We start from the raw sequence: 24,902 nt of genomic DNA, 5'->3' as shown, positions 1-24,902 counted from the left end.
TGACCGAGACATGGGTTTCTGACCGGGTGTCAGTGCTTTACAGCCAGCCTCGCTGTCGTGCTTCTCGCACGGCCTCCGCCCTGTTGCGGGTGCCGGTCTTGCCGATCGCCGCGGAGAGGTAGTTGCGGACCGTGGACTCCGAGAGGTGGAGCCGGGCGGCGATGTCGGCGACCGTCGCGCCGTCCACGGAGGCGGTCAGCACCTCGCACTCCCGGCCCGTCAGCGGATTCGGCCCGGCGCTCAGCGCGGCCGCCGCCAGTACGGGGTCGACCACCGTCTCTCCGGCCAGCACCCGGCGCACCGCCCGCGCCAGCTCCTCCACCGGGCCGTCCTTCACCAGGAACCCGGCCGCCCCCGCCTCCATCGCCCGGCGCAGATAGCCGGGCCGCCCGAACGTCGTCAGGATCAGCACCCGGCACCCGGGCACCCGCTCCCGCAGCAGCGCGGCCGCGTCCAGCCCGCTCAGGCCCGGCAGCTCGATGTCCAGCAGCGCCACGTCCGGCCGGTGCTCCAGAGCGGCCCGCACGATCGCGTCCCCCGCCGACACCTGCGCGACCACCTCGATGTCGTCCTCCATGCCCAGCAGGAGGGCCAGGGCGCCGCGCATCATGCCCTGGTCCTCGGCCAGCAGGAGGCGGATCTCGTTCACCGCGCCAGCGTAGCGAGGGGCCGCCCGGCCGTCAGGACTCCAGCGCGAGAGGCACCGCGTCCTCGGCGCACGGGTCCGCCGGGCCCAGCGGCAGTTCCGCCGTCACCGTGAAGCCGCCCTGCGGGGCCGGACCGGCCGTCAGCGAGCCGCCCGCCGCGGCCAGGCGTTCGGTCAGGCCCGTCAGTCCGTTGCCGTCGGTGGCCGGGACCGCCGGTCCGGTGCCGTCGTCGGTGACGGTGAGCCGGACCCGTTCCTCCGCGCTCTCCACGGTGATCTCGCAGCGGGACGCGCGGCTGTGCCGGACCACGTTGGTCACCGCCTCGCGCACCACCCAGCCGAGCAGCGCCTCGGTCTGCGGGGCCAGCGGCGCCCCCGTCTGCCGGACCACCGGCTCCACGCTCGCCGCCGCCAGCGCCGAACGGGCCCGCGTCAGCTCGGTGGACAGGCTGCCCTCGCGGTACCCGGTCACCGCCTCCCGGATCTCGGTCAGCGCCTGCCGCCCCACCGACTCGATGTCCCCGATCTGCGCCAGCGCCGCGTCCAGGTCCCGCCCGGCCAGCCGCCGCGCGGCCTCCGACTTCACCACGATCACCGACAGCGTGTGCCCCAGCAGGTCGTGCAGGTCGCGGGAGAACCGCAGCCGCTCCTTCTCCACCGCCCGCCGCGCCAGTTCCTCCCGCGCGGCCCGCAGCTCCCGCACCGCCTCCGACAGGCTCAGGATCGCCGCCGTGACCATGCAGGACAGGAAGGTCGCGTACCCGATGTTCGGCGCCTCCCGCCAGCCCTCGCGCAGGCCCGCGAGGACCGCGCCGTACGCCGCGAGCAGCAGCCCGATCCGTCCCAGGTGCCGGCCGCGCAGGGTGGCGCCCGTGGCGAGGCCCAGCAGCGGGAAGAACAGCAGCCAGTTCCCGCCGTAGCCGACCGCCAGACCCGTGGTCAGCAGGCCCATCGTCAGCAGCGCCAGCCGGGTCGAGAGGGACTCGCGCTTGGCGCGGTCGAAGGCGCGGAACGTGACGTAGATGTAGAGCGAGTTGAAGGTGAACAGACCCAGCCCGCCGATCCACGGGCTCTCGGTCTTGCCCTGCAGGAGGTTGGAGAAGGAGCCCAGGCCCATCAGCAGCCAGGGCAGCAGCGCGAAGCCGGTCGGCGGGGGTCCCGCGTGCCCGGCGGCCCGCGCCCGCCGCGCCCCGGCCCGGCGGCGCGCCCGCGCCCACCACGTCATGTCCGTGTCCCTCGGCTTCTCCCGCCCCACCGCGTCCCGTCGGTCGGCGGGACGACGCTCCAGGGTAGGGAACGAGAGCCGCTGCCCGCACCGGGACGACGATCGCGTTTGTGTCATGCCTACGACGGTAGAAGCGGGCCGCCGCCCCGGACAGAGGCGTACGTACGGACTCGGGCAGTACAAATGTCCCGGCGCGAATCTCACGACCGGGCACGGCGAAGGGGCGGGGTGCGAGCCCTGTGGCCCGTACCCCGCCCCTTCGCCGTTCTGATCAGACAGCCGTGTCGCCGGTCCCGCCGGACGGACGGCGATGGCGCCCATGGGGGGTGTTCTCCCCGTCCCGGTCGGTGACCGGGCCCCGGTGGCGACCGTGTCCGTCCGCCTCCGCGGAGACGGATTCCGGCTGGTGGAGCCCGGAATCCGCGGATGCGGACAGCGGCTGCGTCGTGCTGGTGTCGGTCATCGGAAGCATTCACCCCGTCAACATGATCGTCTTGCAGCCGGGAGAGTCTAACCAACCCACCGGGGGTCCGGTCCAGGCGGCCGTGCCGACCTCCGCTACCCGGCCGCGACCTTGCCGAGCGGCGCCTCCCGCAGGGGGACCGGGCGGGGGGTCCGGGACTCCTCCAGGTCCGGCGCCTCGGCGGACTCCTCGGCGGGCTCCCCGGCCGTGGCCGGCTCCGGCTCCGCCCCCGGCGGGTTCAGCTCCGCCACCCCGCACGGCGTCTGCGCCGTGGCGTACGGCAGCCGCAGCACCCCCTCCGCCGTCCACAGCCCCGACCCCGCCAGCCAGCCCTCGGGCGCGGGCAGGTGCCGTACCCGGCGCTCGGCCGGGCGCCAGGTGCCCACCCAGGTGCCCAGCGGGCCGTCCACCCGCAGCGCGACCGCGCAGTTCTCCGGCGTCAGGACCTGGCCCGGCTGGATGGCGAACGGCGTCACCACGCAGTCCGGCAGCCGCAGCGCGCCGGGGAAGCGGACCGGCAGGGTGCCGCCCAGCACGCCCCAGCCCAATCGTTCCTGCCCCGGCGAGGCCGCGTCCGAGGAGATCACCACCAGCCCGCTGTCCGGGTCGGCCAGCAGCAGCCGGTCGTCGCTGCCGGGAGTGATCTGGAGCAGCGGCGAGACCTCGCCGTCCCGCCCCAGATCCACCACGACCGTCTTGGTCCGGCCGCCCAGCTCCCGGTCCAGCGCCAGCATCCGCCCCGCCGGGTCCAGCCAGACCCCGCCCGAGCACCGCCCCGGCATCCCGGCCACCCGCTCCGGCCCGGCGGCACCCCCCGCCACCAGCCACACCGCCGTGGACGTCTCGCACACCGCCAGCGCGTACGCCCGCTCGCCCCCCGGCGCGGGCGGCAGCAGCGTGACATAGGTGTCGGACTCGCACTCGATCGCGCCCACCTGCAGCTCACCGGTGCCGGGACCGGTCGGGTACAGCAGGGAGAAGGCGTGCCGCCGCTCCACCAGGCGGTGGATCAGCACCCGCCCGTCGCCCATCGGATGCACCTCGGTGCCCGGCTCCTCCGGCTGGCCGCCGGGCAGCGGCACCGCGTACGGCTCCGGGCCGTCCAGGGTCCAGCGCTCCGGGAACCAGCTCTCGCCGTCCAGCGCGAGCCGCGCGGCGTACGCGCCGTCCGCCGTGATGGCGTACCGCGTCGTGGGCGCCTCGTGTTCCGCACCGGTCGACGGGGATTCGATCGCACAGGCCGTCATCGTTCGGTCACCTCCGGCGACGAAGCTAGTTTTCGTACGCACGGCCGGGGGGCCGGGTCCGGTCCACTTCACACATACGGGTGGCGCAGAAGCGATTCCTCTGAGGAAAGGGCGGGGGTGGGCGTACCGGCCCGAGGCCGCCGTACGCGGTACGGCCCCCCTGGACGGACAGGTAGCCTTTCCTCGTGCCCCGTCTGTCTGAAGTCATCGCCGCGCTGGAGACCCTGTGGCCCGCCGAGCGGGCCGAGTCCTGGGACGCGGTCGGCACGGTCGTGGGCGATCCCGGCCAGGAGGTCACGCGCGTCCTGTTCGCCGTGGACCCCGTCCAGGAGGTCGCCGACGAGGCCGTACGGCTCGGCGCCGACCTGCTCGTCACCCACCACCCGCTCTATCTGCGCGGGACGACCACGGTGGCCGCCGACACCCCCAAGGGCCGCGTCGTGCACACGCTGATCAAGAACGACGTCGCCCTGCACGTCGCGCACACCAACGCCGACAAGGCCGACCCCGGAGTCTCCGACGCCCTCGCGGGCGCGCTGGACCTCCGGGTCACCGGCCCGCTCGTGCCCGACCCCGACGACCCGGACGGGCGCCGGGGCCTGGGCCGGATCTGCGAGCTGGACCACCCGCTGACCGTCCGCGAACTGGCCGAGCGCGCCGCCGAGCGGCTGCCCGCCACCGCGCAGGGCATCCGGGTGGCCGGCGACCCCGACGCCGTCGTCCGCAGGGTCGCCGTCAGCGGCGGCTCCGGCGACAGCCTCTTCGACCGGGTTCGCGCGGCCGGTGTGGACGCCTTCCTCACCGCCGACCTGCGCCATCACCCGGCCTCCGAGTTCACCGAGGTCACCGCGTCCGTGGACGAGCGCCCGCTCGCCCTCCTCGACGCGGCCCATTGGGCCACCGAGTGGCCCTGGTGCGAGCTGGCCGCGGCCGAGCTCGACCAGATCTCCGACCGTCACGGCTGGGGCCTCCGGGTCCACGTGTCCACGACGGTCACCGACCCCTGGACCGCCCACGCGGCGTCCCCCGTCACCACTAGCCCCATGGGAGCCCCCAACTGAACGCCGAGCCCGCCGACCAGATCCGACTCCTCGACGTCCAGGCCCTCGACGTCCGCCTGCAGCAGCTCGCGTACAAGCGGACGTCGCTCCCCGAGCACGCCGAGATCGAGACGCTGGGCAAGGACCTCGTCCAGCTGCGCGACCTGCTGGTGGCCGCGCAGACCGAGGAGGGCGACTGCGCCCGCGAGCAGACCAAGGCCGAGCAGGACGTGGACCAGGTGCGCCGCCGTGCCACCCGCGACCAGCAGCGCCTGGACTCCGGCGCGGTCAGCTCGCCCAAGGACCTCGCCAGCCTCCAGCACGAGATCACCTCCCTCGCCAAGCGCCAGGGCGACCTGGAGGACGTCGTCCTCGAGGTCATGGAGCGCCGTGAGTCCGCCCAGGCGCGCGTCGCCGAGCTGACCGAGCGGGTCGCCTCCGTGCAGGCCAAGTCCGACGACGCCACCGGGCGCCGCGACGCCGCGTACCGCGAGCTGGACGACGAGGCCGCCGCGGTGACCAAGGAGCGCGAGGTCGTCTCGGCCTCCGTCCCGGCCGACCTCCTCAAGCTCTACGACCGCCTGCGCGTCCAGGGCGGCGGTGTCGGCGCGGCCAAGCTGTACGCCCGCACCTGCCAGGGCTGCCGCCAGGAGCTGGCGATCACCGAGCTCAGCGAGATCCGCGCGGCCGCGCGCAATGCCGTGGTCCGCTGCGAGAACTGCCACCGCATCCTGGTGCGCACGGCGGAGTCGGGTCTGTAAGGAGCGTTCAACGTGCGGGAGTTCGTCGTCGAGGCCGACGGCGGGTCGCGGGGCAACCCCGGCCCGGCCGGGTACGGGGCCGCGGTGAGTGACGCGGCCACGGGGGAGACCCTGGCCGAGGCCGCCGAGTTCATCGGCGTCGCCACCAACAACGTCGCCGAGTACCGGGGCCTCGTCGCCGGCCTGCGCGCCGCCCACGCCCTCGACCCCGAGGCGCGGGTCGCCGTGCGGATGGACTCCAAGCTCGTCGTCGAGCAGATGTCGGGCCGCTGGAAGATCAAGCACCCCGACATGCGGCCCCTGGCCACCGAGGCCCGCTCGGTCTTCCCGCCCGGCCGGGTCACCTACGAGTGGATTCCGCGCGAGCGGAACAAGCACGCGGACCGGCTGGCCAACGAGGCGATGGACGCGGGTGCTAAGGGCGAGACGTGGACGCCCCGCACCCCGGCGTTCGTCGAGCCCGAGGGTCCGCCCGGCGACGCCCGCGCGGGCGCGGCGGCCGTACGGGCGGCGCTGGGGCGGGGGGTGCGTGCGGCGGGCGAGGGCGGTCCCGGCGCGGACGCTTCGGCGGCTGGGATCAGCGAGGCGGACTCGCAAGCCCCGGCACCTTCGACCTACCGCCAAGCCCCCGGACCGGCCGAGTCCGCAGCCGAACCGCAGCAGGCCGACACCCGTGCCGCCCGTACCGTCGCCTCCGCGACCACCGCCTCGCCCGGCTGGAGTGCCGCGCCCGATCTCGGGGCGCCCGCGACCTTCGTGCTGCTGCGGCACGGGGAGACGCCGCTCACTCCGCAGAAGCGGTTCTCCGGGAGCGGGGGGAGCGATCCCGCGCTGTCGGAGGTGGGCCAGGAGCAGGCCCGGCGGGTGGCCGGGTCGCTGGCGCGGCGGGGGACCGTGCAGGCTGTCGTCGCCTCGCCGCTGGCCCGTACGCGGGAGACCGCGGGGATCGTCGCGGCCCGGCTGGGGCTGGACGTGAGCGTCGACGACGGGCTGCGCGAGACGGACTTCGGCGCCTGGGAGGGGCTGACCTTCGGGGAGGCCCGCGAGCGTTACCCGGACGACCTGAACGCCTGGCTCGGCGACCCCTCGGCGCACCCCACCGGGGGCGGGGAGAGCTTCGCGGAGACCGCCGAGCGGATCGAGGAGGCCCGCGCCCGGCTGGTGGCCGAGTACCAGGGCCGTACGGTCCTGCTGGTCACCCACGTCACGCCGATCAAGACCCTGCTGCGGCTCGCCCTGGGCGCCCCGCCGGAGTCCCTCTTCCGGATGGAGCTGTCGGCCGCCTCACTGTCGGCGGTGGCGTACTACGCCGACGGCAACGCGAGCGTACGGCTCTTCAACGACACGTCCCACCTGCGTCCCTGAGCCCGGCCGCACCCCGCGCCAGCTCCTCGATCCGGGCCCAGTCCCCGGCGGCCACCGCGTCCGCCGGGACCATCCAACTGCCGCCCACGCAGCCCACGTTGGGCAGCGCCAGATACTCCGGCGCGCTCGCCTCGGCGATCCCGCCGGTGGGACAGAAGCGGGCGTCGGGCAACGGTCCGGCGAGGGACCTCAGATAGGCCGTACCGCCCGCCGCCTGGGCCGGGAAGAACTTCATCTCGCGCACCCCGCGCTCCAGCAGCGCCACCACCTCCGAGGTGGTCGACACCCCCGGCAGGAACGGCACCCCGGACCCCCGCATCGCCGCGAGCAGCGACTCGGTCCAGCCGGGGGAGACCAGGAACCGCGCCCCGGCCGCCACGCACCGCGTCACCTGCTCCGGTGTGATCACCGTCCCGGCGCCCACCACCGCCTCGGGCACCTCTTCGGCGATGGCTCGGATGCCGTCCAGCGCGGCGGGCGTCCGCAGCGTGACCTCGATCGCGGGCAGCCCCCCGGCGACCAGCGCCCGCGCCAGCGGCACGGCGTCGGCGGCGTCGGAGAGCACGACGACGGGGAGGACGGGCGCGAGATCCAGTACGGAGGCGGGCGAGGGCGCGGCTGAGGTCATGGACGCCATCGTGCCCAGCAGTGGCAGCGTGCGCAACGAACGTTGCGCAGAATGCAACGGACCTTCAGTGAACCTCGTCCACCAGCACGTCCAGCGCCCACGGCTTCCCGGCCTTCTCCGGTGCCGCCGCCTCCACCTCGTACCCGAGATCCCGCAGCGCGACGATCAGCTCGGCCGGGTCCTTCGGCGCGGTGCCCTCGGTGAGCAGGGCGCGGACGATACGGCCCTTCGTCGCCTTGTTGAAGTGGCTGACCACCTTGCGGGTGGGCGCGTGCAGCACCCGTACCGTCGCCGTGCGCCCCGCGACCTCGCCCTTCGGCTTCCAGGCGGCGGCGTACGCGGCGGAGCGCAGGTCCAGCACCAGGCCGCCCCCGGCCGCCTCGGGCAGTACCTCGGCCATCGGTGCCCGCCAGTGCCCGGCCAGCGCGCCCAGACCGGGCAGCTTGACGCCCATCGAGCAGCGGTAGGAGGGGATGCGGTCGGTGACGCCGATCGCGCCCCAGAGGCCGGAGAACACCAGCAGCGAGCGGGCCGCGCGGCGCTTGGCGGCGGGGTCGAGGGTGGCCAGACCGAGGGCGTCGTAGAGGACACCGGTGTAGATCTCACCGGCGGGCCGGGCACCGGCCGTGAGCAGCCCGGCGTTCTTGGCGACCTCGCCGCGCAGCCCCTCGCTCAGCCCCAGCACCTCGCGGGCCTTCTCCTCGTCCCCGGCGCACAGCTCGACCAGCTCGGCGAGCACGGCCCGCCGGGCGGCGGCGAGACCGGGCAGGGACAGCGACTCGGGCTTCAGCGGGGCACCCCGACCCGAGGACGCCTTTCCCTCCGACGGGGGCAGCAGGACCAGCACGGACGGACTCCTTGTTCTCGGCGTTCTCGGCCTCCGCGCCAGCGTACGGGCCTCCGGCGGCGGTCGGCGCCGCCCGCCCGGCCCGGTACCATGGTCGGCACGGCAGACGAGCCGGGCGGACGGCCGCGTGGAGTCCCTTAGGGGGCTTCCCGAGGAACGTCCGGGCTCCACAGGGCAGGGTGGTGGCTAACGGCCACCCGAGGCGACTCGCGGGACAGTGCCACAGAGAACAGACCGCCTCGCGCCTCGGCGCGGGGTAAGGGTGAAACGGTGGTGTAAGAGACCACCAGTGCCCAGGGTGACCTGGGCAGCTAGGTAAACCCCACCCGGAGCAAGGTCAAAAGGAAACACCCCGGTGTTTCTGCGCGGACGATCGAGGGCTGCCCGCCCGAGTCCGCGGGTAGACCGCACGAGGCCGGTGGCAACACCGGCCCTAGATGGATGGCCGTCACCGGGACGCCCGCGAGGGCCCCCGGAACAGAACCCGGCGTACAGCCCGACTCGTCTGTCGTACCCCCCCGCAAGAAGGGGCAACGCCGACTACTCCGCCGGGCGCGCGCGGGCCATGATCAGGCGGCACCGTCGTAGGGGTCGCGAATGGTGTGCCGCGCGGCAGCAGTGGCCAGGACTTCCTGTGGATAGCGGTCACCAGGAACGTAATAGCGCCCCTTTGTGTTGCCGACGGGCGTCAGTAGATTTTGACGCATCAGATGCTGCATATCGCGCTGCGCCTGCTGCTCGCTGATCCCTTCTGCCTTCTCGTACCGCGAACGACGCACCCGTCCAGTCATCGAGACTTCATGCAGAGCGGTGACCTGACGCTCGGAAACATCAAGGGCATCGCGCTGCTCATCGAGTTGGATCCAGCACGTGTTGGACCGGTTGACGCGTTGCTGCACGCTCTGGGTCTGCTCGTGATAAGCGCGAAGATTGAATCGTATCCACGGAGCAGCGTCTCGCTTCGGGCTGTAGACGGGCCCGCCGACCTCGCGCAGAACCTTGTAGTAGTCCCACGTGTGACCGGGCATTCCCAGCCATGCCTCGATGGAGGAAAACTCGGGTGCGAGAACGCCTTCTCTGGAGATCAGGAGAGTTTGCAGGGAGCGGGACATGCGGCCGTTGCCATCTGCCCACGGATGAATCTTGACAAGATTGAAGTGCGCCATCGCGGCGCGCACCAGCGGGTCGGAATCCATGTCGCCGGTGTTGAGCCAGTCGACCAGCTCAGCCATCAGGTCGGCCACGACGTCTTCGTGCGGGCCCTCATATTCCGTCGCGTGCGGGTCGCCGACCGCGGTGATGAAGATGGGGCCTTGCCGCCACTGCCCGGCGAGCTTCCGAGGGTGGTGGTGCCCCTGCAGCATCCAGTGCAGAGCATTGAGCAGGCCCTTGCTGTACTCGAAATCGGGTGCGCCATGCAGAGACTGGATGTAGGTCATCGCCTGCTGATAGGCGACAGTCTCCGCACGGTTCGCATCGGTGACATCCACCTTCTCCTGGGCGTCGTCCATGAGATCGGCGACGTCCCGGGCGTCCACCTTGTAACCCTCGATCGTGTTGGAGGCGGCAATGGCTGACGCGGTCAGATGGCGCCTCAGGTCAAGAGTCCATTTGGTGGGTGCTCGCTGCACGGCATGGCGCAAGTCGCGACGCATCTGGGCGATCTCGTCCAGGACGTGATGGTCGGCAACGGTGAGGCGGGGCATCTCGTACAGCATGACAGGATGATACCCACATGGTGTCATCCTGTCGACGGCGCAGGGGCGTGGTCGCGCCGCGGTCGCAGGCGCTCTACTCCTCGAACAGCACCTCCTGCTCCGTGATCACCGTCTCCCGCAGGCGGCGGCTTCGGGCGCCGATGACCGCTGCCGTGACGGCGGCCGTGACGCCGAGGGCGGTCGGGACCATCCAGTTGCGGTCGAAGACGTGGCCGAGGAGGTGGTCCAGGGAGAGGCGGCCGGGGCCCGTGACGGCGAGGCCCGCCGCGGCCAGGCCGAGGCTCGCCGCGTACTCGTAGCCGCCCTCCTGGGCGAAGAAGCCGTTGGGGACGTGCAGGGCCGCCGCGCCCGCCATCGCGCCGGCCGCCGCCGCGCCCGCCACGGGGGTCGCGAGGCCCAGGGCCAGCAGGACGCCTCCGCCCGCCTCCGCCGCGCCCGCCGCCGTCGCGCTCGCCTTCCCCGGTGCGAAGCCGACGGACTCCATGAACTGGCCGGTGCCCTCCAGGCCGTGCCCGCCGAACCAGCCGAACAGCTTCTGCGCGCCGTGCGCGGCCAGTACCCCGCCGGTGCTCAGCCGGAGCAGCAGCAGGCCCACATCGCGTCGGTCGTAACAGGTCATGGTGACTCCCTTCCCTCGCGTCCACGGTCAGTCCACCGTCGCACCGGGTCCCCCGTCCGGCCTCCCGGCACGGGCGTCCGGGTGGCGGACGTCCGGTGGCAGGGCGCGGGGAGCGGTGTGAGCCTGACGCCATGACGATTCAGCCCGCCAAGCTGCGCGACCCGGCCGTGAGGGCCTTCGTGCACGCCGTCAACTCCCATGACCGCGAAGGCTTCATGTCCCTCCTCGCGCCCGGCGCGACCATGGCCGACGACGGCGCCGACCACGACCTCGCCGTCTGGATCGACCAGGAGATCTTCTCCACCCACGGCCACTTCGAGGTCGACAACGAGTCCCGGGGCGGCCGCGCGCTCGTCGCCCGGTACCGCAACGACACCTGGGGCGAGATGCGGACCCGGTGGACGTTCACCGTGGCCGACGACGGGCGGATCTCGCGGTTCGAGACAGGTCAGGCATAGGGCACACGACACCCGGCATGCCATCGGTCCATCGGACTTTCATAAGAGTGCAAAGTCCTGGCCGGGGAAACACCTCCCCCGGGTAAGGGCCCTTCGGAGCCGGTGTACGGTCCCCGGGTGCGTGAATGTTCCCCGCTCAGCCGACGTGCCCTCCTCGGTCTCGCGGCCGCCGCCGTCCCCCTGACCGCCACCGCCCCCGCCTCCGCCGCCGGGGCGAGATCCGCGGGGACGAACGCCGTCGGCGGTGAACGGCTGGCCCGCGCCGGGGTCCAGGTGCGCGCGGCCGGTCTGCCGAAAAAGCTCACCGCCGCGGCGTGGCTCGTCGCCGACCGGGACACCGGGGAGGTGCTCGCCTCCTTCAACGCCCACCGCCGCCTCGCGCCCGCGTCCACGCTGAAGATGCTGTTCGCGGACACCGTGCTGCCCAAGTTCGACCCCGCCCAGCGCCACCGGGTCACCGACGCCGACCTCGCCGACATACCGTCCGGGTCCAGCCTCGTCGGCGTCCAGGCCGGGACCACGTACACCGTCGAGCAGCTCTGGCAGGGCGTGTTCCTGCGCTCCGGCAACGACGCCGTGCACGTGCTGGCCCACCTGAACGGCGGTGTCGCCCGCACGGTCGCCGAGATGCAGGCCAGGGCCGAGTACCTGCACGCCCTCGACACCCATGTGGTCAGCCCGGACGGCTTCGACCACAAGGGACAGATCTCCTCCGCGTACGACCTCACGCTGTTCGCCCGCGCGGGGCTCGAGAACCCCGACTTCCGGCGCCACTGCGGGACCCGTACCGCCGACTTCCCGGCGGGCGGCAAGAAGACCTTCCAGATCCAGAACACCGACCGCCTGCTCACCGGCGCGTTCGGGCTCACGCCGTACCCGGGGCTGCTCGGGGTCAAGAACGGCTACACCAGCCACGCGGGCAACACCTTCACCGGCGCCGCCACCCGCGGCGGCCGCACCCTGCTGGTCACCGTGATGCACCCCACCGAGGGCAGCAACGCCGTCTACGAGCAGACCGCCGCCCTCCTCGACTGGGGCTTCGGCCCCGGCCGCGCCGCCCAGCCGGTCGGCCTGCTCGCCGCACCCGGCGGCACCGACGGCAACAGCCCGACCGTCAGCCCGGTCCCGGTGCGCAAGCAGGCCCATGCCGACGTCACCCCGGCCGGCCCGTCCGCCCTCCGCCTCACCGAGGGCGCGGCGGGCACGGCGGCCCTGCTGGGCGCGGGCGCCTGGGCCCTGCTGCGCCGCCGCCGGGCCAGTACGGCGGGCGCCCCAGCCCCGGCTCCAGTCCCGGCCCCCGCCTCCGCCGAAGCGCCGCCGAGCGGCCGACGCCGAGCCCCCGCGGCGGACACCCCCGCCGAGACCGTCCCGCGCCAGGGCGGCCGACGCCGGGCCCGTCCGACGGAGACGCCCGCCGAAGCCCCCCAGCAGGGCGGCCGCCACCGCCGCTGACCCCTCCGGGCGGCGGCCGCATCGGCCGTCGTCCTCCCCTGGTCGTCGGCCAGCTTCGTACACACGTCCCCCGCACCCTGTTCGAGCTGAGACCATGGGAGGCGTCGTCCGGGGTGTTGGCTGGGAGGGGTTTCATGGGTGAGCGGCATGCCGTGACGGCGTCGGAGGTGGCGGCCGTCCGGGAGACGGCCGTGGTCGCGGGGCCGCCGCGCGGGGTGCTCGTCACCTTCCTGCTGGGGGCGCTCACCGCCACCACCCCGCTCGCGATGGACATGTACCTGCCCTCGCTGCCGGAGGTCACCCGCACCCTGCACGCGCCCGCCGCGACCGTGCAGCTCACCCTCACCGCCTGCCTGGCCGGGATGGCGCTCGGGCAACTGGTCGTCGGCCCGATGAGCGACCGGTGGGGGCGACGGCGCCCCCTGCTCACCGGGCTCGCCGTGTACCTCGTCGCCACCGCCCTGTGCGCGCTCGCGCCCACCGTCGAGACCCTGGTCGCCTTCCGGCTGGCGCAGGGCCTCGCGGGCGCGGCCGGGATCGTCATCGCGCGGGCCGTCGTACGCGACCTCTACGACGGGGTCGCCATGGCCCGCTTCTTCTCCACCCTGATGCTGATATCCGGGGTCGCCCCGATCGTCGCCCCGCTGATCGGCGGGCAGATCCTCCGGGTGACCGACTGGCGGGGCGTCTTCGTCGTCCTCACCGGCATCGGGGCGGTGCTCACCGCGCTGGTCTGGCTGCGGCTGCCCGAGACGCTGCCGCCCGCCGAACGGCACCGGGGCGGGGTGAAGGAGTCCCTGCGCACCATGCGCGGCCTCCTCGCCGACCTGCCCTTCACCGGCTTCCTCCTCACCGGCGGCTTCGCCTTCGCCGCGCTCTTCGCGTACGTCTCGGCGTCGCCCTTCGTCGTCCAGGAGGTCTACGGCGCCTCCCCGCAGACCTTCAGCCTGCTGTTCGGGCTCAACTCGGTCGGCCTGGTCATCGCCGGGCAGATCAACGGCAAGCTGCTGGTCGGCCGGGTCCGGCTGGACCGGGTGCTCGGCTGCGGCCTCGCGGTGATCGTGCTGGCCGCGACCGCGCTGCTGCTGATGGCCACCGGGGTGTTCGGCGAGGTGGGGCTCGCGCCCGTCGCCGCCGCGCTGTTCGTGCTGATGTCGGCGATGGGCTTCACCATGCCCAACACCCAGGCCCTCGCCCTGCTGCGCACCCGGCACGCCGCCGGGTCCGCCTCCGCGCTGCTCGGGACGACCTCGTTCCTCATCGGCGCGGTCGCCTCCCCGCTCGTCGGGATCGCCGGGGAGGGCACCGCCGTCCCGATGGCCGTCGTCCAGTTGGCGGCCGCGCTGGTGGCGGGCGCCTGCTTCATGGGACTGTGCCGTCCCTGGAAGGCGGGCGCAGAAGGACCAGAAGGACCAGAAGGAGGGGACCACTGAGCGCACCGAGACTCCGTCCCGGCACCCCCGAGCGGGCCGGGCTCGACCCGGCGGGGATGGCCCGCCTCACCGACGACCTGCACGCCCTCACCGCCGGAGCCCACCCCTGGGCTGCCGGAGCCGTCGCCGTGGCCGGGCGCGGCCCGGTGATCGCCGTCGCCGAGCCGTCGGGCTGGGCCGTGCGGTACGCCGCCTGGGACCCGGAGTCCGGCACCGGCGTCGAACTCCCGCCCGCCGAACGGGTGCCGGTCACCCTCGACACCCCCTTCGACCTGGCCTCGCTCACCAAGCTGTTCACGTCCGTCGCGGCACTCCAGCAGATCGAGCGGGGCACCCTTGGCATCGACGCCCGCGTGGGCGCGTACCTGCCCGAGTTCACCGGGGCCGCCGAACACGACGTCACCGTAAGGCAGTTGCTCACCCACACCGCCGGGCTCGCGCCCGAACTCCCGCTCTACGACTGCCCCGACCTCACCGCCCGCCTCGCCCGGCTCCGCGCCGAGCCGCCCACCGAGAAGGTGGGGGAGTATCTGTACTCCGACCTCGGCATGCTGCTCCTCCAGTTCGTGCTGGAGCGGATCACCGGGCGCACCCTGGACGTCCTGATCGCCGACGGCATCACCCGCCCGCTGGGCATGACGGCGACCTCCTACGGGCCGCGCCCCGAGGCGGCGGCCACCGAGGACCAGCGCAGACCCTGGGCCAAGGCGGACCGGGGGATGCTGCGGGGCGTCGTCCACGACGAGAACGCCTGGGCGCTCGGCGGGGTCGCGGGCCACGCCGGACTGTTCTCCACCGGCCCCGACCTCGCCGTCTTCTGCCGCGCCCTGCTCGCGGGCGGCGCGTACGGCCCCGCCCGCATCCTCGGCCCCGACTTCGTGGAGCTCCTCCTCACCCCGCCCGGCCTGGGCTTCGCCATCGACCAGCCCTGGTTCATGGGCACCCTGTCGGGACAGGGCGCCGCCGGTCACACCGGCTTCACCGGCACCTCCCTGGTCCTGGACCCGGCGACGGACACGTTCCTCGTCCTGCTGGCGAACACGGTCCACCCGGTACGCCGCGGCCCCGACAGCCACCCCCGCGCGGCCCTGGCGAGCCGCCTGGCCAAGGCGGTACGGGACGCCTAGATGGTGTCTCCCCGCACCTGAGAGAATCGTCCGGTGAACGCCCCCACCCCCACCGCCGATACCCTCCGTTCCACCCTTGCCGGGGTGCTGGACGGGCTGCCGCCGCGGCAGGCGGCGTCCGCTGTCGAGCGGCTCATCGCCAACTACCGGGGGGACACCCCGACGAACGCGCCGATCCTGCGGGACCGGGCCGACGTGGCGGCCTACGCCGCGTACCGGATGCCCGCCACGTTCGAGGCGGTGCGCTCGGCGCTGGAGGCGTTCGCGGACGCGGTGCCCGAGTGGGTGCCCGGCAGCCATGTGGACATCGGCGGCGGGACGGGCGCCGCGACCTGGGCCGTGGCCGCCACCTGGGACGGGGAACGACCGGTGACCGTGCTGGACTGGGCCGAGCCCGCGCTCGCGCTCGGCCGGGAGATCGCCGGTGCGCACCCCGCGCTGCGCGGCGCCGAGTGGCGGCGGGCCCGGATCGGGGCCGCGCTGGAGCTGCCGGAGACCGACCTGGTCACCGTGTCCTACGTCCTCAACGAGCTGTCCGAGCCCGACCGCGCCGCCCTCGTCGACGCGGCGGCCGGCGCCGCGCGGTCCGTCGTCATCGTGGAGGCGGGCACCCCGGCCGGGTACGAGCGGATCATCGAGGCCCGCGACCGGCTGATCGCGGCCGGGTTCCGTATCGCCGCGCCCTGCCCGCACAGCGCGCCGTGCCCGATCGTGCCCGGCACCGACTGGTGCCACTTCGCCGCGCGCGTCAGCCGCTCCTCGCTGCACCGCCAGGTCAAGGGCGGCTCACTGGCGTACGAGGACGAGAAGTTCAGCTACGTCGCCGCGACCCGGCTGCCCGCCGACCCGGCGCCCGCCCGGATCGTCCGGCGCCCGCAGCTCCGCAAGGGGCAGGTGCTGCTCGAACTGTGCGAGGCGGACGAGGAGTTGAAGCGGGCCACCGTCACCAAGCGGCACGGCGCGCTGTACAGGGCGGCCCGTGACGCCGAGTGGGGCGACGCCTGGCCGCCGCTGGACGACGCCTAGCCCTCGAACGCCCATTCCTGGCAAAGAAAGGGGAAAATCGCGCATACCCCTCCATTGTGAGGTATGTCTCGCCAGGTTCCTTCATATCCGTGCTCGGGCTCCCCGGCGCGCAGGAAGGTGCGACGATGAGGCATGCTGTCCGCACCACAGCGAGGCGAGGGGACAGATGAGCGCGACGTTCGGCGGCCGGTCCGGCCGCCAGGGCAAGATCTCCCAGTGGCTGCGCGGACGGCGTCCCAAGGACGAGACCGCCGCTGACGGCGGCCGGGAGTCGCTGCTGCTCGCCACCGCCGCGGCCGGGCTGCCCCTGGCGCTCGCCGCGTATCCCGCCCCCGGTTACGGCTGTTCCTGCGACCGGGTCGGCTGTCCCACCCCGGCCCGGCACCCGGTGTCCTTCGCCTGGCAGACCCAGTCGACCACCGACCGCGCCCAGATCGAGCGGTGGGCCCGCGACCAGCCCGACGCCAACTTCATCACCGCCACCGGCATGACCCACGACGTCCTCGACGTCCCCCTGGAGGCCGGGCGGGCCGCCCTGGACCGGCTCCTCGGCGCGGGCGTCGAGGTCGGCCCGGTCGCCGAGAGCGACGACGGCCGCATGCTGTTCTTCACCGAGACCCGCGGCACCCCCGAGGACGAGGACGAGTGGTGGCCCTGCGAGCTGGACTGCCACCCCGAGACCATGGACGAGCACCCGGGCCTGCGCTGGCACTGCCGCGGCTCCTACGTCCTCGTCCCCCCGGCCCGGCTCCCCGGTGACCCCGACCGGGGGGTCCGCTGGGTCCGCGGCCCCGAGCACCCGCTGCCCGAACCCCTGACCCTCCTGGAATCCCTCACCGACGCCTGCGCCCGCTACGCCGCCACGGCCACCGACCAGCACGCGGCCACGGCTTGGCCGTCCCGCCACTGACCCACGCCTACTCGCCCTGCGCGGCAGTCAGCCCCTGCACCCGTCCCAGCACCGACACCGGCCCCCCGCCGGACGGGTCGAGCGCGGCCTGGTTGGAGACGAACTCCAGCGTCAGGGACTGCTTCACCTCACCCTTGGTCAGCGCCCGCACGTCCTGGTTGGGGACGACCACCGACGTCCCGGCGGCAGCCGTCCGCTTCTCGTAGTGGTGCGAGGCGAAGAAGACCAGCGCGCCACCGTCCGCGGTGCGCAGCGCGAGCGGCGCGAAGTCGTCGCGGGTCAGCGGCTCGTCGACGTACTGCCGCACCAGCCCCGGCCGCCGTGCCTGCCCGGCCCGGACCGTACGCCAGCCACTGGTGCTGGGCCCGTCGGCGAACGTCTTCCCGCCGTCGCGCAGATACGCCGCGTACCGTTCGCTCAGCTCGCCCGGCGGGACCGCCTCAGCGGTGGACCCGGCGGGCACCGCCTCGGCCCAGCCGTCCGCGTCCAGCCGGAACCTCGGGACCTTGGCGGGCGGCACCAGCGTCACGTACGACACCCGCCACGGCTCGCCGAGTCCGTCGCGGAGGAACACCATCAGCCAGCGGGCGCTGCCGCCCTTGCTGCCCTTGGCGTCCGCGACGAACCACCGCGGCCAGCCCGGCTTCTTCGGGATGGTGAACTTCGCGTCGGTCAGCGTCAGCGGCACGTGCCGGGAGTTGCCGCCCGGACTGTTGGCGTGGCCCGCCCGCAGCCGGGCGGAGTCGATCGCGGCGAACGCCCCGGTGACGTGCCCGGCGTCCAGGGAGCTGTCGAAGGCCCGGTCGGCCTTGTTGTACGCGTCGGTGAACCCCGTGAGAGCGCGGGCGGCCTCGGCGCGGGTGGCGGCGGGCAGCAGCTCGCGTTCGCCGTGCACGACGACGCATCCGCTCGTCAGCAGCGTCATCGCGGTCAGCGAGGCCGCTATGAGTGCCCTCCGGTTCCGGCCGCGTAGCCCGCGGCGGCTGCGATCCCTGCTCATGAGGCGACTTCACCTTCCCCTTCCCGGAGGCGAACCCTACCGGGAGGGAAAGGGAGCCGGACCCCCGGAGGCGGCTACTTCGCCGCGCTCGCCGCGGTCTCGCCCGTGCGGCCGGAGAGACGGGAGGGAAGCAGGAACAGCGTGAGCACCGGCACCAGATACAGCGGCCAGACCGTGAGCTGGACGACCGTCGGGTCCGGCTGGAAGTTGAACACGCCCTTGAGCAGCGTCCCGTACCAGCTGTCCGGCGGGATGGTGTCGCTGATGTCGAAGGCCAGGTCCGTCAGGCCCGGCACCCAGCCCGCCTCCTGGAGGTCGTGGACGCCGTACGCCAGCACGCCCGCCGCGACCACGACCAGCATGCCGCCGGTCCAGGTGAAGAACTTCGCCAGGTTGATGCGCAGCGCGCCCCGGTAGAACAGCCAGCCCAGCAGCACCGCCGTGGCGATACCGAGGGCGACGCCGATCAGCGGGCGCGGGGTGCCGTCGCTCGCCGCGTGCACCGACGCCCACACGAACAGCGCGGTCTCCAGCCCCTCCCGGCCGACGGCGAGGAACGCGGTGGCGACCAGCGCGCCCGTACCCATGGCGAGGGCGGCGTCGAGACGGCCGTGCAGCTCGGACTTGAGGTGCCGGGCGGTGCGCCGCATCCAGAACACCATCCACGTCACCAGGCCCACCGCGACGATGGACAGTGAGCCGCCCAGTGCCTCCTGCGCCTGGAACGTCAGCTCCTGGGAGCCGAATTCCAGCGCGCAGCCGAAGCCCAGCGCGAGCGCGACCGCGATGGCGATGCCGGTCCAGATCGGCTTCAGGGCCTCCCGGCGGCCGGTCTTGACCAGGTAGGCGATCAGGATGCAGACGACGAGCGACGCCTCAAGACCCTCGCGCAGACCGATCAGGTAGTTGGAGAACACGGACTACGCCTCCTTGGAGAACAGCGCCCGGCCCCACCAGTCGTGGGAGTCACGGACACCGGGCGGGACCGCGAAGACCGCCGAACCCACGTGCTGGATGTACTCGTTGAGCGCGTCCTGCGCGGAGAGCCGCCGCTGGAGCGGGATGAAGCCCTCGCGCACGTCACGCTGGTAGGCCAGGAAGAACAGGCCCGCGTCCAGGCGGCCGAGCCCGTCCGTGCCGTCGGTGAAGGAGTATCCCCGGCGCAGGATGGTGATCCCGTCGTTGGAGTCGGGGTGGGCGAGCCGTACATGGGCGTCCGGCTTCATCGCCTTCAGGAACGGCGGGTCGTGTTCCTTCGCCTTGCCGACCGCCGCCCCCTCGCCCTTGTCCCGGCCGAACACGTCCTCCTGCTCCTGGAGCGAGGTCCGGTCCCAGGTCTCGATGTTCATCCGGATACGCCGGGCGACGAGGTACGAACCCCCGCTCATCCAGGCCGACTTGGCGCCCCCGTCCGAGGCGCCCACCCAGACGTGCTGGTCCAGCCGGGCGGTCTCGGTGCCCGCGATGTTGCGGGTGCCGTCCTTGAAGCCCATCAGGTTGCGCGGGGTCTGCGCGTCCGGCGTGGTCGAGGAGGTCTTGCCGAAGCCCAGCTGGGACCAGCGCACCGCGACCTTGCCGAAGCCGACGCGGGCCAGATTGCGGATCGCGTGCACCGCCACCTGCGGATCGTCCGCGCACGCCTGCACACAGAGGTCGCCCCCGGTGCGGGCCCTGTCCAGGTTGTCGCCGGGGAACTTCGGCAGGTCCGCGAGCGCGGCGGGCCGCCGGTCGGCGAGCCCGAACCGCTCGAAGAGCGAGGGCCCGAAGCCCAGGGTGAGGGTCAGCCGGGAGGGGCTCAGGCCCAGCGCCTCGCCGGTGTCGTCCGGCGGGGCCTCGGCGAGCCCGCCGTACGCGCCCTCGCCGACCGGCTTCCCGGCCGTCATCAGCCGGGCCGCCGCCGTCCAGTCCTTCAGCAACTGGACGAACTCCGCCCGGTCCTCGGTCTTCACGTCGAACGCGGCGAAGTGCAGCCGGTCCTGCACCGGGGTGGCGATGCCCGCCTGATGGGCGCCGTGGAAGGCGATCCCCTGGTCCGGGGAGGCCGACGCCAGGCCCAGGCCACCCTCGGACAGCGCCACACCGCCGCCCGCCGCGGCGGCGCCGAGCGCGAGCCCGGCACCGCCCCAGCCGATCAGCGCGCGCCGCGAGGGTCCGCCACGCTCGTTCTCCGTCATCGCCCCTGCTCCCGTGCCTACTTGACGACCGCGGCCGCGAGCTTGGAGAGCGGCTCGGCCAGCGCGTTCACCGCGTCGGACAGCTCCTTGCGCTGGTCCTTGCCGACCTTGTCGTAGGAGACGAAGTCGTAGGAGTGCTTGGCCGGGCGGTACTTGTCGAGCAGCTTGTCCAGCGCCGCGAACTGCTTGTCCAGCTCACCGGTGAGCGCGGAGTCGTTCTTGGCGGCGACCGGCTTCAGCAGGCCGTACGCCTTCTGCGCGCCCTCGACGTTGGCCTTGAAGTCGACCAGGTCGGTGTGCGAGTAGCGGTCCTCCTCGCCGGTGACCTTGCCGGTGGCGACCTCGTCCAGCAGCTCCTTGGCGCCGTTGGCCATCGAGGTCGGGGTGATCTCGGCCTTGCCGACCCGGTGCTGCCAGTCCTTGAGGTCGGTGACGAGCTGCGCGGCGAGCTTCTTGTCCTCGGCGCCGAGCTTCTTGTCCTGCCAGAGGGACTTCTCCAGCTTGTGCCAGCCGGTCCACTTCTGGCCGTCCTCCAGGCCGTCGGCGCGGGTGTCGACCCGGGGGTCGATGTCACCGAAGGACTCGGCGACCGGCTCGGTGCGCTCCCAGCCGAGGCGCGAGGGCGCGTACGCCTTCTTCGCGGCGTCCAGGTCACCGGCCTGCACGGCCTTGGCGAAGGTCTCGGCGAGCGGGACCGTCTCGTCGGCCTGGTCCTGGGCGTACTGGCGGTACCCGGCGACCGCGGCGTCCAGCGCCGGGTTCCGCTTCGCGGTCTTGCCGGAGCCGGTCACGTCGAGCTTCTGCCGGACGCCGTGGCCCTTCATGCCGGGACGGCAGGCGATCTCGTACGAGCCCGCCTTCACCTCGGCGGTCAGCGTGTACTTGGTGCCCGGCCCGATGTTCTCCTTCTCGGAGACGATCCGGTCGTCCGGGAAGACGATCTCGACCTCGGTGGCGCGCGAGCCCTTGTTCTCGATCTTCAGCGTGACCTGGCCGGCCGGCACGGACTTGGCCGAGGTGTCGCACGTGCTGTCGGCGGCGGTGACCTGGATGGCGTCGCCGTCCTTGGCGTCGCTCTTGGCGGTGCACGCCGACAGGGCGGTCAGCGCGGCGGCCGCGGTGGCAGCGATCGCGATCGGACGGACGGCTCGCATAACGGGCTCCATGCGGTCAGGACGGCATGAACCCGCCCATTCGGTTTGGTGAGGCTTGCCTAACTTACCCGAGCCTTAGTCCGCCCGTCTCTGCCTGATACCGGATTCGAACCGCACGAAAAGATCACAGACACGACTTGATGTCAGCGCCCCAAAAACGATCTCAAGCAACGGCAAAGAGCAGCCCAAGCGCCCGCGATGCTTCAATGCCCCGGTGACTGACTACGACGTACTCCGGGTCTTCTGCGGCCCCTTGGGCGGCTACGGGAACGAACTCGGCGTCGTCCGCGACGGCTCGCGGGTGCCCGACCGGGCCGACCGGCAGGCGCTTGCCGCCAAACTCGGCTTCAGCGAGACCGTGTTCGTGGACGACCCCGAGCGCGGAGTGATCGACATCTACACCCCCGCCTCCCGGCTGCCCTTCGCGGGCCACCCCTGCGTCGGCACCGCCTGGCTGCTCGACGTGCCCGAACTGGTCACACCCGCCGGAGAGGTCGGCACCCGCCTGGACGGCGAGTTCACCTGGATCGAGGCCCGCGCCGAGTGGGCCCCGCCGCGCACCCTGCGCCAGTACGCGAGCGCCGCCGAGGTGGACGCGCTCACCGTGCCCGCGCCGGGGGAGTGGATCTACGCCTGGGCGTGGGAGGACGAGGCGGCAGGAAGGGTGCGCGCCCGCGCCTTCCCCGGCCGGGACGACGGCATCACGGAGGACGAGGCGACCGGGGCCGCCGCGCTGCTGCTCACCGACCGCCTCGGCCGCGCCCTCAACATCACCCAGGGCCGCGGCTCCCAGCTCCTCACCGCCCCCCAGCCGCACGGCTGGGTGGAGGTCGGCGGCCGGGTCGTGCTGGAACGCTGACCACACGGGCCCTACGGCAGCGTCAGGATGTCAGCGCCGGTGTCCGTCACCACGAGGGTGTGCTCGAACTGGGCCGTGCGCTCGCGGTCCTTGGTGACCACGGTCCAGCCGTCGTCCCACATGTCGTACTCGTGGGTGCCGAGGGTCAGCATCGGCTCGATGGTGAAGGTCATGCCGGGCTGGATGACCGTGGTGGCGTGCGGTGAGTCGTAGTGCGGCACGATCAGCCCGGAGTGGAACGACGAGTTGATGCCGTGCCCGGTGAAGTCCCGCACGACGCCGTAGCCGAAGCGCTTGGCGTAGGACTCGATGACCCGGCCGATGATGTTGATCTGGCGGCCGGGCTTGACCGCCTTGATCGCCCGGTTCAGCGCCTCCCGCGTCCGCTCGACCAGCAGCCGCGACTCCTCGTCCACCTCGCCGACCAGATAGGTGGCGTTGTTGTCGCCGTGCACCCCGCCGATGTAGGCGGTGACGTCCAGGTTGACGATGTCGCCGTCCCGGAGCACGGTCGAGTCCGGGATGCCGTGGCAGATGACCTCGTTGACCGAGGTGCACAGCGACTTCGGGAAGCCCCGGTAACCCAGCGTGGACGGGTAGGCCCCGTGGTCGCACATGTAGTCGTGCGCGACCTTGTCGAGCTGGTCCGTGGTGACGCCGGGTGCGATGATCTTCGCGGCCTCCGCCATCGCCTGCGCGGCGATACGGCCCGCGGTCCGCATGACCTCGATCGTCTCGGGCGTCTGCACCTCGGGACCGGTGTACGGCGTGGGCGCGGGCTTTCCGACGTACTCCGGGCGGCGGATGTTCCCGGGCACCGGGCGGGTGGGGGAGAGCTCCCCTGGTACGAGCAGCGACTGGCCAGACATGCAGCGAGTCTAACCAGCGGGCATGGGGGAACATGTGGGTGGCGAGAGGAGCCGTTGATGTCCGTGTTCAAGAAGCGCACCGAGGGCAAGCCGGGCGAGTGGTACTACTGCCTGGAGCACAAGAAGGTCGAGGAGGGTCCCGAGTGTCCCGCCAAGGACCGTTTCGGTCCCTACGCCTCCCCTGACGAGGCGCGCCACGCGATGGAGACCGCACGCGAGCGCAACGTCGACTGGGAGACCGACCCGCGCTGGCACGACACCCCGGCCGACGGGTCCGACAAGGACTGACGTCACCCGTCCGACATGACTCCGGGCCGCTCCCACCGCTGGTGGGGGCGGCTTCGCGTTTCCCCCGGAGTCACCAGGGCGCCGCCGGGGGCGCCGTCAGCGTCTCCGCCAGCCGGGACAGCCGGTCCCGGAAACCCCGCCGGGCCCTGGACGGGCCCGCGTTCTCCCCGGCCGCCGCGCTCACCAGGTGCTGCACGCTGTCCAGGTCCAGTTCCGCGCCGTCCGGCACCGCCAGCGTCTCGTGCGCCATCGCCGCCAGCTCGCCGCCGCCCGCCCCCAGCGCCAGCACCGTCACCCCGGCCCGCCGCGCGCTGTGCACCCGCTCCAGCAGCTCGGCCGGTTCCTCCGGCGCCACCACCAGCAGGGTCTCGCCGCGCCGGGCCTCCGCGATCCGGCCGGGGCCCACCGCCAGATGCGCCGGATCACCGGGGCGGGCGTGGTGCCTGACCAGGGTGGGGGCCAGCTCGGGCGTGCCGGACCAGGCCGCCTCGTCCACCAGGTGCGCGGCCAGATGCCAGGGCTCGTACGCCTCCGTGCCCGCCAGCAGCAGGCCGCCGCCATGGGCCGTCACCGAGCCGCGCAGCACCCCCGCGAACCTGCGGGTCGCCCCCAACCACTCGGTCCCGCTGAGCACTTCGCGCAGCAGCGCGACCCGTACGGCGTCCATGCGGCCGCATCCTGCCGCAACCGGTCACCGGCGCACCGCAGTTCACTCGCGGTTCACCCCTGCGGGTAGCGCGTGACGCGGCCCACCTCGCCGGGTACGGGCGCCCGCGCGGACGTAGAGTCGGCCCATGACCTCCAGCGACAGCGCACAGCAGACCGGTACCGGTGCCGCGAAGGCCCCCGCCAAGGACCCCTGGGACCTGCCCGACGTCTCCGGGCTGACCGTCGGCGTGATCGGCGGCACCGGGCCGCAGGGCAAGGGCCTCGCCCACCGGCTCGCCAAGGCCGGGCAGAAGGTGATCGTCGGCTCCCGGTCCGCCGAGCGGGCGCACACCGCCGCCGAGGAGCTGGGCCACGGCGTCGAGGGCGCCGACAACGCCGAGACCGCGCGCCGCAGCGACATCGTGATCGTCGCCGTGCCGTGGGACGGCCACGCGGACACCCTGAAGTCGCTCCGCGAGGACCTCGCGGGCAAGCTCGTCGTCGACTGCGTCAACCCGCTCGGCTTCGACAAGCAGGGCGCCTACGCGCTCACCGTCGAGGAGGGCAGCGCCGCCCAGCAGGCCGCGGCGCTGCTCCCGGACTCGCGCGTCACCGCCGCCTTCCACCACCTCTCCGCCGTCCTCCTGGAGGACCCGGAGATCGACGAGATCGACACCGATGTGATGGTCCTCGGCGACAAGCGGGCCGACACCGACATCGTGCAGGCCCTGGCCGGCCGCATCCCCGGCATGCGCGGCGTCTTCGCCGGGCGGCTGCGCAACGCCCACCAGGTGGAGGGGCTGGTCGCCAACCTGATCTCCACCAACCGCCGCTACAAGGCGCACGCCGGGCTCCGCGTCACCGACGTGTGACGGCACCCGGGCGGGACGCACGGGCCCGATGGGGGACACTGGTCGGCGTAGCAGTGTCCCCCGACAGGAGCCG

The 24,902-nt window shown here is 73.2% G+C and carries 25 protein-coding genes and 1 other RNA gene; 13 read left to right on the top strand and 13 right to left on the bottom strand.

The features are described from left to right. Positions 1 to 37: 37 nt before the first annotated feature. The 3 genes from ACIPPM_RS09590 to ACIPPM_RS09580 all read right to left on the bottom strand — a co-directional run bounded on the left by ACIPPM_RS09590 (position 38) and on the right by ACIPPM_RS09580 (position 3,581). Positions 38 to 649, bottom strand: coding sequence for a response regulator (locus ACIPPM_RS09590; RefSeq protein ID WP_401445131.1), 612 nt, complete (start codon positions 647 to 649; stop codon positions 38 to 40). Between the two features lie 31 nt (positions 650 to 680). Further along, a complete protein-coding gene (locus ACIPPM_RS09585; RefSeq protein ID WP_401445129.1) occupies positions 681 to 1,871 on the bottom strand; it encodes a sensor histidine kinase in 1,191 nt (396 codons plus the stop codon). Between the two features lie 558 nt (positions 1,872 to 2,429). After that, complete coding sequence (locus ACIPPM_RS09580) at positions 2,430 to 3,581, bottom strand: hypothetical protein (RefSeq protein ID WP_401445126.1); 1,152 nt, start codon at positions 3,579 to 3,581, stop codon at positions 2,430 to 2,432. Positions 3,582 to 3,766: 185 nt separating this feature from the next. Between ACIPPM_RS09580 and ACIPPM_RS09575 the strand changes: the two genes are divergently transcribed. The 3 genes from ACIPPM_RS09575 to ACIPPM_RS09565 are packed head-to-tail and all read left to right on the top strand — an operon-like array spanning position 3,767 to position 6,747. Then, positions 3,767 to 4,642 carry a Nif3-like dinuclear metal center hexameric protein gene (locus ACIPPM_RS09575; protein ID WP_401445123.1) on the top strand — a complete coding sequence of 292 codons (876 nt, stop codon included), beginning with the start codon at positions 3,767 to 3,769 and terminating at the stop codon, positions 4,640 to 4,642. Continuing rightward, a complete protein-coding gene (locus ACIPPM_RS09570; RefSeq protein ID WP_393599082.1) occupies positions 4,639 to 5,382 on the top strand; it encodes a zinc ribbon domain-containing protein in 744 nt (247 codons plus the stop codon). The genes ACIPPM_RS09575 and ACIPPM_RS09570 overlap by 4 nt, the downstream gene beginning before the upstream one ends. Positions 5,383 to 5,394: 12 nt before the next feature. Then, positions 5,395 to 6,747, top strand: a complete 1,353-nt coding sequence (locus tag ACIPPM_RS09565; protein WP_401445120.1) for a bifunctional RNase H/acid phosphatase — start codon at positions 5,395 to 5,397, stop codon at positions 6,745 to 6,747. On the opposite strand, the gene ACIPPM_RS09560 is transcribed toward ACIPPM_RS09565, so the two are convergent. Continuing rightward, a complete protein-coding gene (locus tag ACIPPM_RS09560) occupies positions 6,719 to 7,375 on the bottom strand; it encodes a bifunctional 4-hydroxy-2-oxoglutarate aldolase/2-dehydro-3-deoxy-phosphogluconate aldolase (RefSeq protein WP_401445117.1) in 657 nt (218 codons plus the stop codon). The two genes, ACIPPM_RS09565 and ACIPPM_RS09560, sit on opposite strands and share 29 nt — an antisense overlap. Before the next feature lie 64 nt (positions 7,376 to 7,439). Next, positions 7,440 to 8,222, bottom strand: coding sequence for a peroxide stress protein YaaA (gene yaaA / locus ACIPPM_RS09555; protein ID WP_401445114.1), 783 nt, complete (start codon positions 8,220 to 8,222; stop codon positions 7,440 to 7,442). A gap of 107 nt (positions 8,223 to 8,329) precedes the next feature. Here yaaA and rnpB point away from each other — a divergent pair. After that, positions 8,330 to 8,730, top strand: an RNA gene (gene rnpB / locus ACIPPM_RS09550) — RNase P RNA component class A. 61 nt (positions 8,731 to 8,791) lie between these two features. Here rnpB and ACIPPM_RS09545 read toward each other — a convergent pair. Further along, positions 8,792 to 9,940, bottom strand: coding sequence for a Fic family protein (locus ACIPPM_RS09545; RefSeq protein ID WP_401445111.1), 1,149 nt, complete (start codon positions 9,938 to 9,940; stop codon positions 8,792 to 8,794). Between the two features lie 73 nt (positions 9,941 to 10,013). Continuing rightward, positions 10,014 to 10,559, bottom strand: a complete 546-nt coding sequence (locus ACIPPM_RS09540; protein WP_401445108.1) for a DoxX family protein — start codon at positions 10,557 to 10,559, stop codon at positions 10,014 to 10,016. A gap of 131 nt (positions 10,560 to 10,690) precedes the next feature. On the opposite strand from ACIPPM_RS09540, the gene ACIPPM_RS09535 reads away from it, so the two are divergent. The 6 genes from ACIPPM_RS09535 (at position 10,691) to ACIPPM_RS09510 (ending at position 16,965) form a co-directional block, all read left to right on the top strand. After that, a complete protein-coding gene (locus ACIPPM_RS09535; RefSeq protein WP_401445105.1) occupies positions 10,691 to 11,017 on the top strand; it encodes a nuclear transport factor 2 family protein in 327 nt (108 codons plus the stop codon). 117 nt (positions 11,018 to 11,134) lie between these two features. Beyond that, entirely contained in the window at positions 11,135 to 12,469 is a 1,335-nt protein-coding gene (locus tag ACIPPM_RS09530; protein WP_401445102.1) for a D-alanyl-D-alanine carboxypeptidase family protein, read from the top strand. Positions 12,470 to 12,603: 134 nt separating this feature from the next. Next, positions 12,604 to 13,902 (top strand): multidrug effflux MFS transporter, encoded by a 1,299-nt coding sequence (locus ACIPPM_RS09525; RefSeq protein ID WP_401445100.1) that lies wholly within the window; start codon positions 12,604 to 12,606, stop codon positions 13,900 to 13,902. Between the two features lie 77 nt (positions 13,903 to 13,979). Continuing rightward, the gene (locus ACIPPM_RS09520) at positions 13,980 to 15,029 is read left to right on the top strand and encodes a serine hydrolase domain-containing protein (RefSeq protein ID WP_401446392.1); all 1,050 of its coding nucleotides are present in this window, start codon (positions 13,980 to 13,982) and stop codon (positions 15,027 to 15,029) included. Positions 15,030 to 15,062: 33 nt separating this feature from the next. Further along, positions 15,063 to 16,055, top strand: coding sequence for a small ribosomal subunit Rsm22 family protein (locus ACIPPM_RS09515; protein WP_401445098.1), 993 nt, complete (start codon positions 15,063 to 15,065; stop codon positions 16,053 to 16,055). Positions 16,056 to 16,221: 166 nt separating this feature from the next. Next, on the top strand, positions 16,222 to 16,965 hold the full coding sequence (locus ACIPPM_RS09510) for a bifunctional DNA primase/polymerase (protein WP_401445095.1): 744 nt from the start codon (positions 16,222 to 16,224) through the stop codon (positions 16,963 to 16,965). A 7-nt stretch (positions 16,966 to 16,972) separates the two neighbouring features. On the opposite strand, the gene ACIPPM_RS09505 is transcribed toward ACIPPM_RS09510, so the two are convergent. From ACIPPM_RS09505 to efeO, 4 genes are all read right to left on the bottom strand, one after another. Continuing rightward, entirely contained in the window at positions 16,973 to 17,965 is a 993-nt protein-coding gene (locus ACIPPM_RS09505) for a hypothetical protein (protein WP_401445092.1), read from the bottom strand. 74 nt (positions 17,966 to 18,039) lie between these two features. Beyond that, a complete protein-coding gene (efeU, locus tag ACIPPM_RS09500) occupies positions 18,040 to 18,882 on the bottom strand; it encodes an iron uptake transporter permease EfeU (RefSeq protein ID WP_401445089.1) in 843 nt (280 codons plus the stop codon). A 3-nt stretch (positions 18,883 to 18,885) separates the two neighbouring features. After that, positions 18,886 to 20,139 (bottom strand): iron uptake transporter deferrochelatase/peroxidase subunit, encoded by a 1,254-nt coding sequence (gene efeB, locus ACIPPM_RS09495; protein WP_401445085.1) that lies wholly within the window; start codon positions 20,137 to 20,139, stop codon positions 18,886 to 18,888. Between the two features lie 17 nt (positions 20,140 to 20,156). After that, the gene (gene efeO, locus ACIPPM_RS09490) at positions 20,157 to 21,293 is read right to left on the bottom strand and encodes an iron uptake system protein EfeO (RefSeq protein ID WP_401445082.1); all 1,137 of its coding nucleotides are present in this window, start codon (positions 21,291 to 21,293) and stop codon (positions 20,157 to 20,159) included. A gap of 214 nt (positions 21,294 to 21,507) precedes the next feature. Here efeO and ACIPPM_RS09485 point away from each other — a divergent pair, with 214 nt between their 5' ends. Further along, positions 21,508 to 22,152: a PhzF family phenazine biosynthesis protein gene (locus ACIPPM_RS09485; protein WP_401445079.1), complete on the top strand. Its 645-nt coding sequence runs from the start codon at positions 21,508 to 21,510 to the stop codon at positions 22,150 to 22,152. Between the two features lie 11 nt (positions 22,153 to 22,163). Here ACIPPM_RS09485 and map read toward each other — a convergent pair whose 3' ends face one another. Beyond that, a complete protein-coding gene (gene map, locus ACIPPM_RS09480) occupies positions 22,164 to 23,021 on the bottom strand; it encodes a type I methionyl aminopeptidase (protein WP_401445077.1) in 858 nt (285 codons plus the stop codon). A gap of 57 nt (positions 23,022 to 23,078) precedes the next feature. Here map and ACIPPM_RS09475 point away from each other — a divergent pair, with 57 nt between their 5' ends. Then, positions 23,079 to 23,309, top strand: a complete 231-nt coding sequence (locus ACIPPM_RS09475; RefSeq protein WP_388992861.1) for a hypothetical protein — start codon at positions 23,079 to 23,081, stop codon at positions 23,307 to 23,309. A 70-nt stretch (positions 23,310 to 23,379) separates the two neighbouring features. Here the strand turns inward: ACIPPM_RS09475 and ACIPPM_RS09470 are convergent, their stop codons facing one another. Further along, the gene (locus ACIPPM_RS09470) at positions 23,380 to 23,976 is read right to left on the bottom strand and encodes a hypothetical protein (RefSeq protein WP_401445075.1); all 597 of its coding nucleotides are present in this window, start codon (positions 23,974 to 23,976) and stop codon (positions 23,380 to 23,382) included. 127 nt (positions 23,977 to 24,103) lie between these two features. Between ACIPPM_RS09470 and npdG the strand changes: the two genes are divergently transcribed. Beyond that, on the top strand, positions 24,104 to 24,829 hold the full coding sequence (npdG, locus tag ACIPPM_RS09465; RefSeq protein ID WP_401445073.1) for an NADPH-dependent F420 reductase: 726 nt from the start codon (positions 24,104 to 24,106) through the stop codon (positions 24,827 to 24,829). Positions 24,830 to 24,902 lie beyond the last annotated feature (73 nt).

The sequence above is a fragment of the Streptomyces sp. NPDC090119 genome (assembly GCF_044747085.1).
GTDB lineage: Bacteria > Actinomycetota > Actinomycetes > Streptomycetales > Streptomycetaceae > Streptomyces.
The sequence above is the reverse complement of the archived record's forward strand: the minus strand, read 5'-3'. Positions and strand labels throughout refer to the sequence as shown.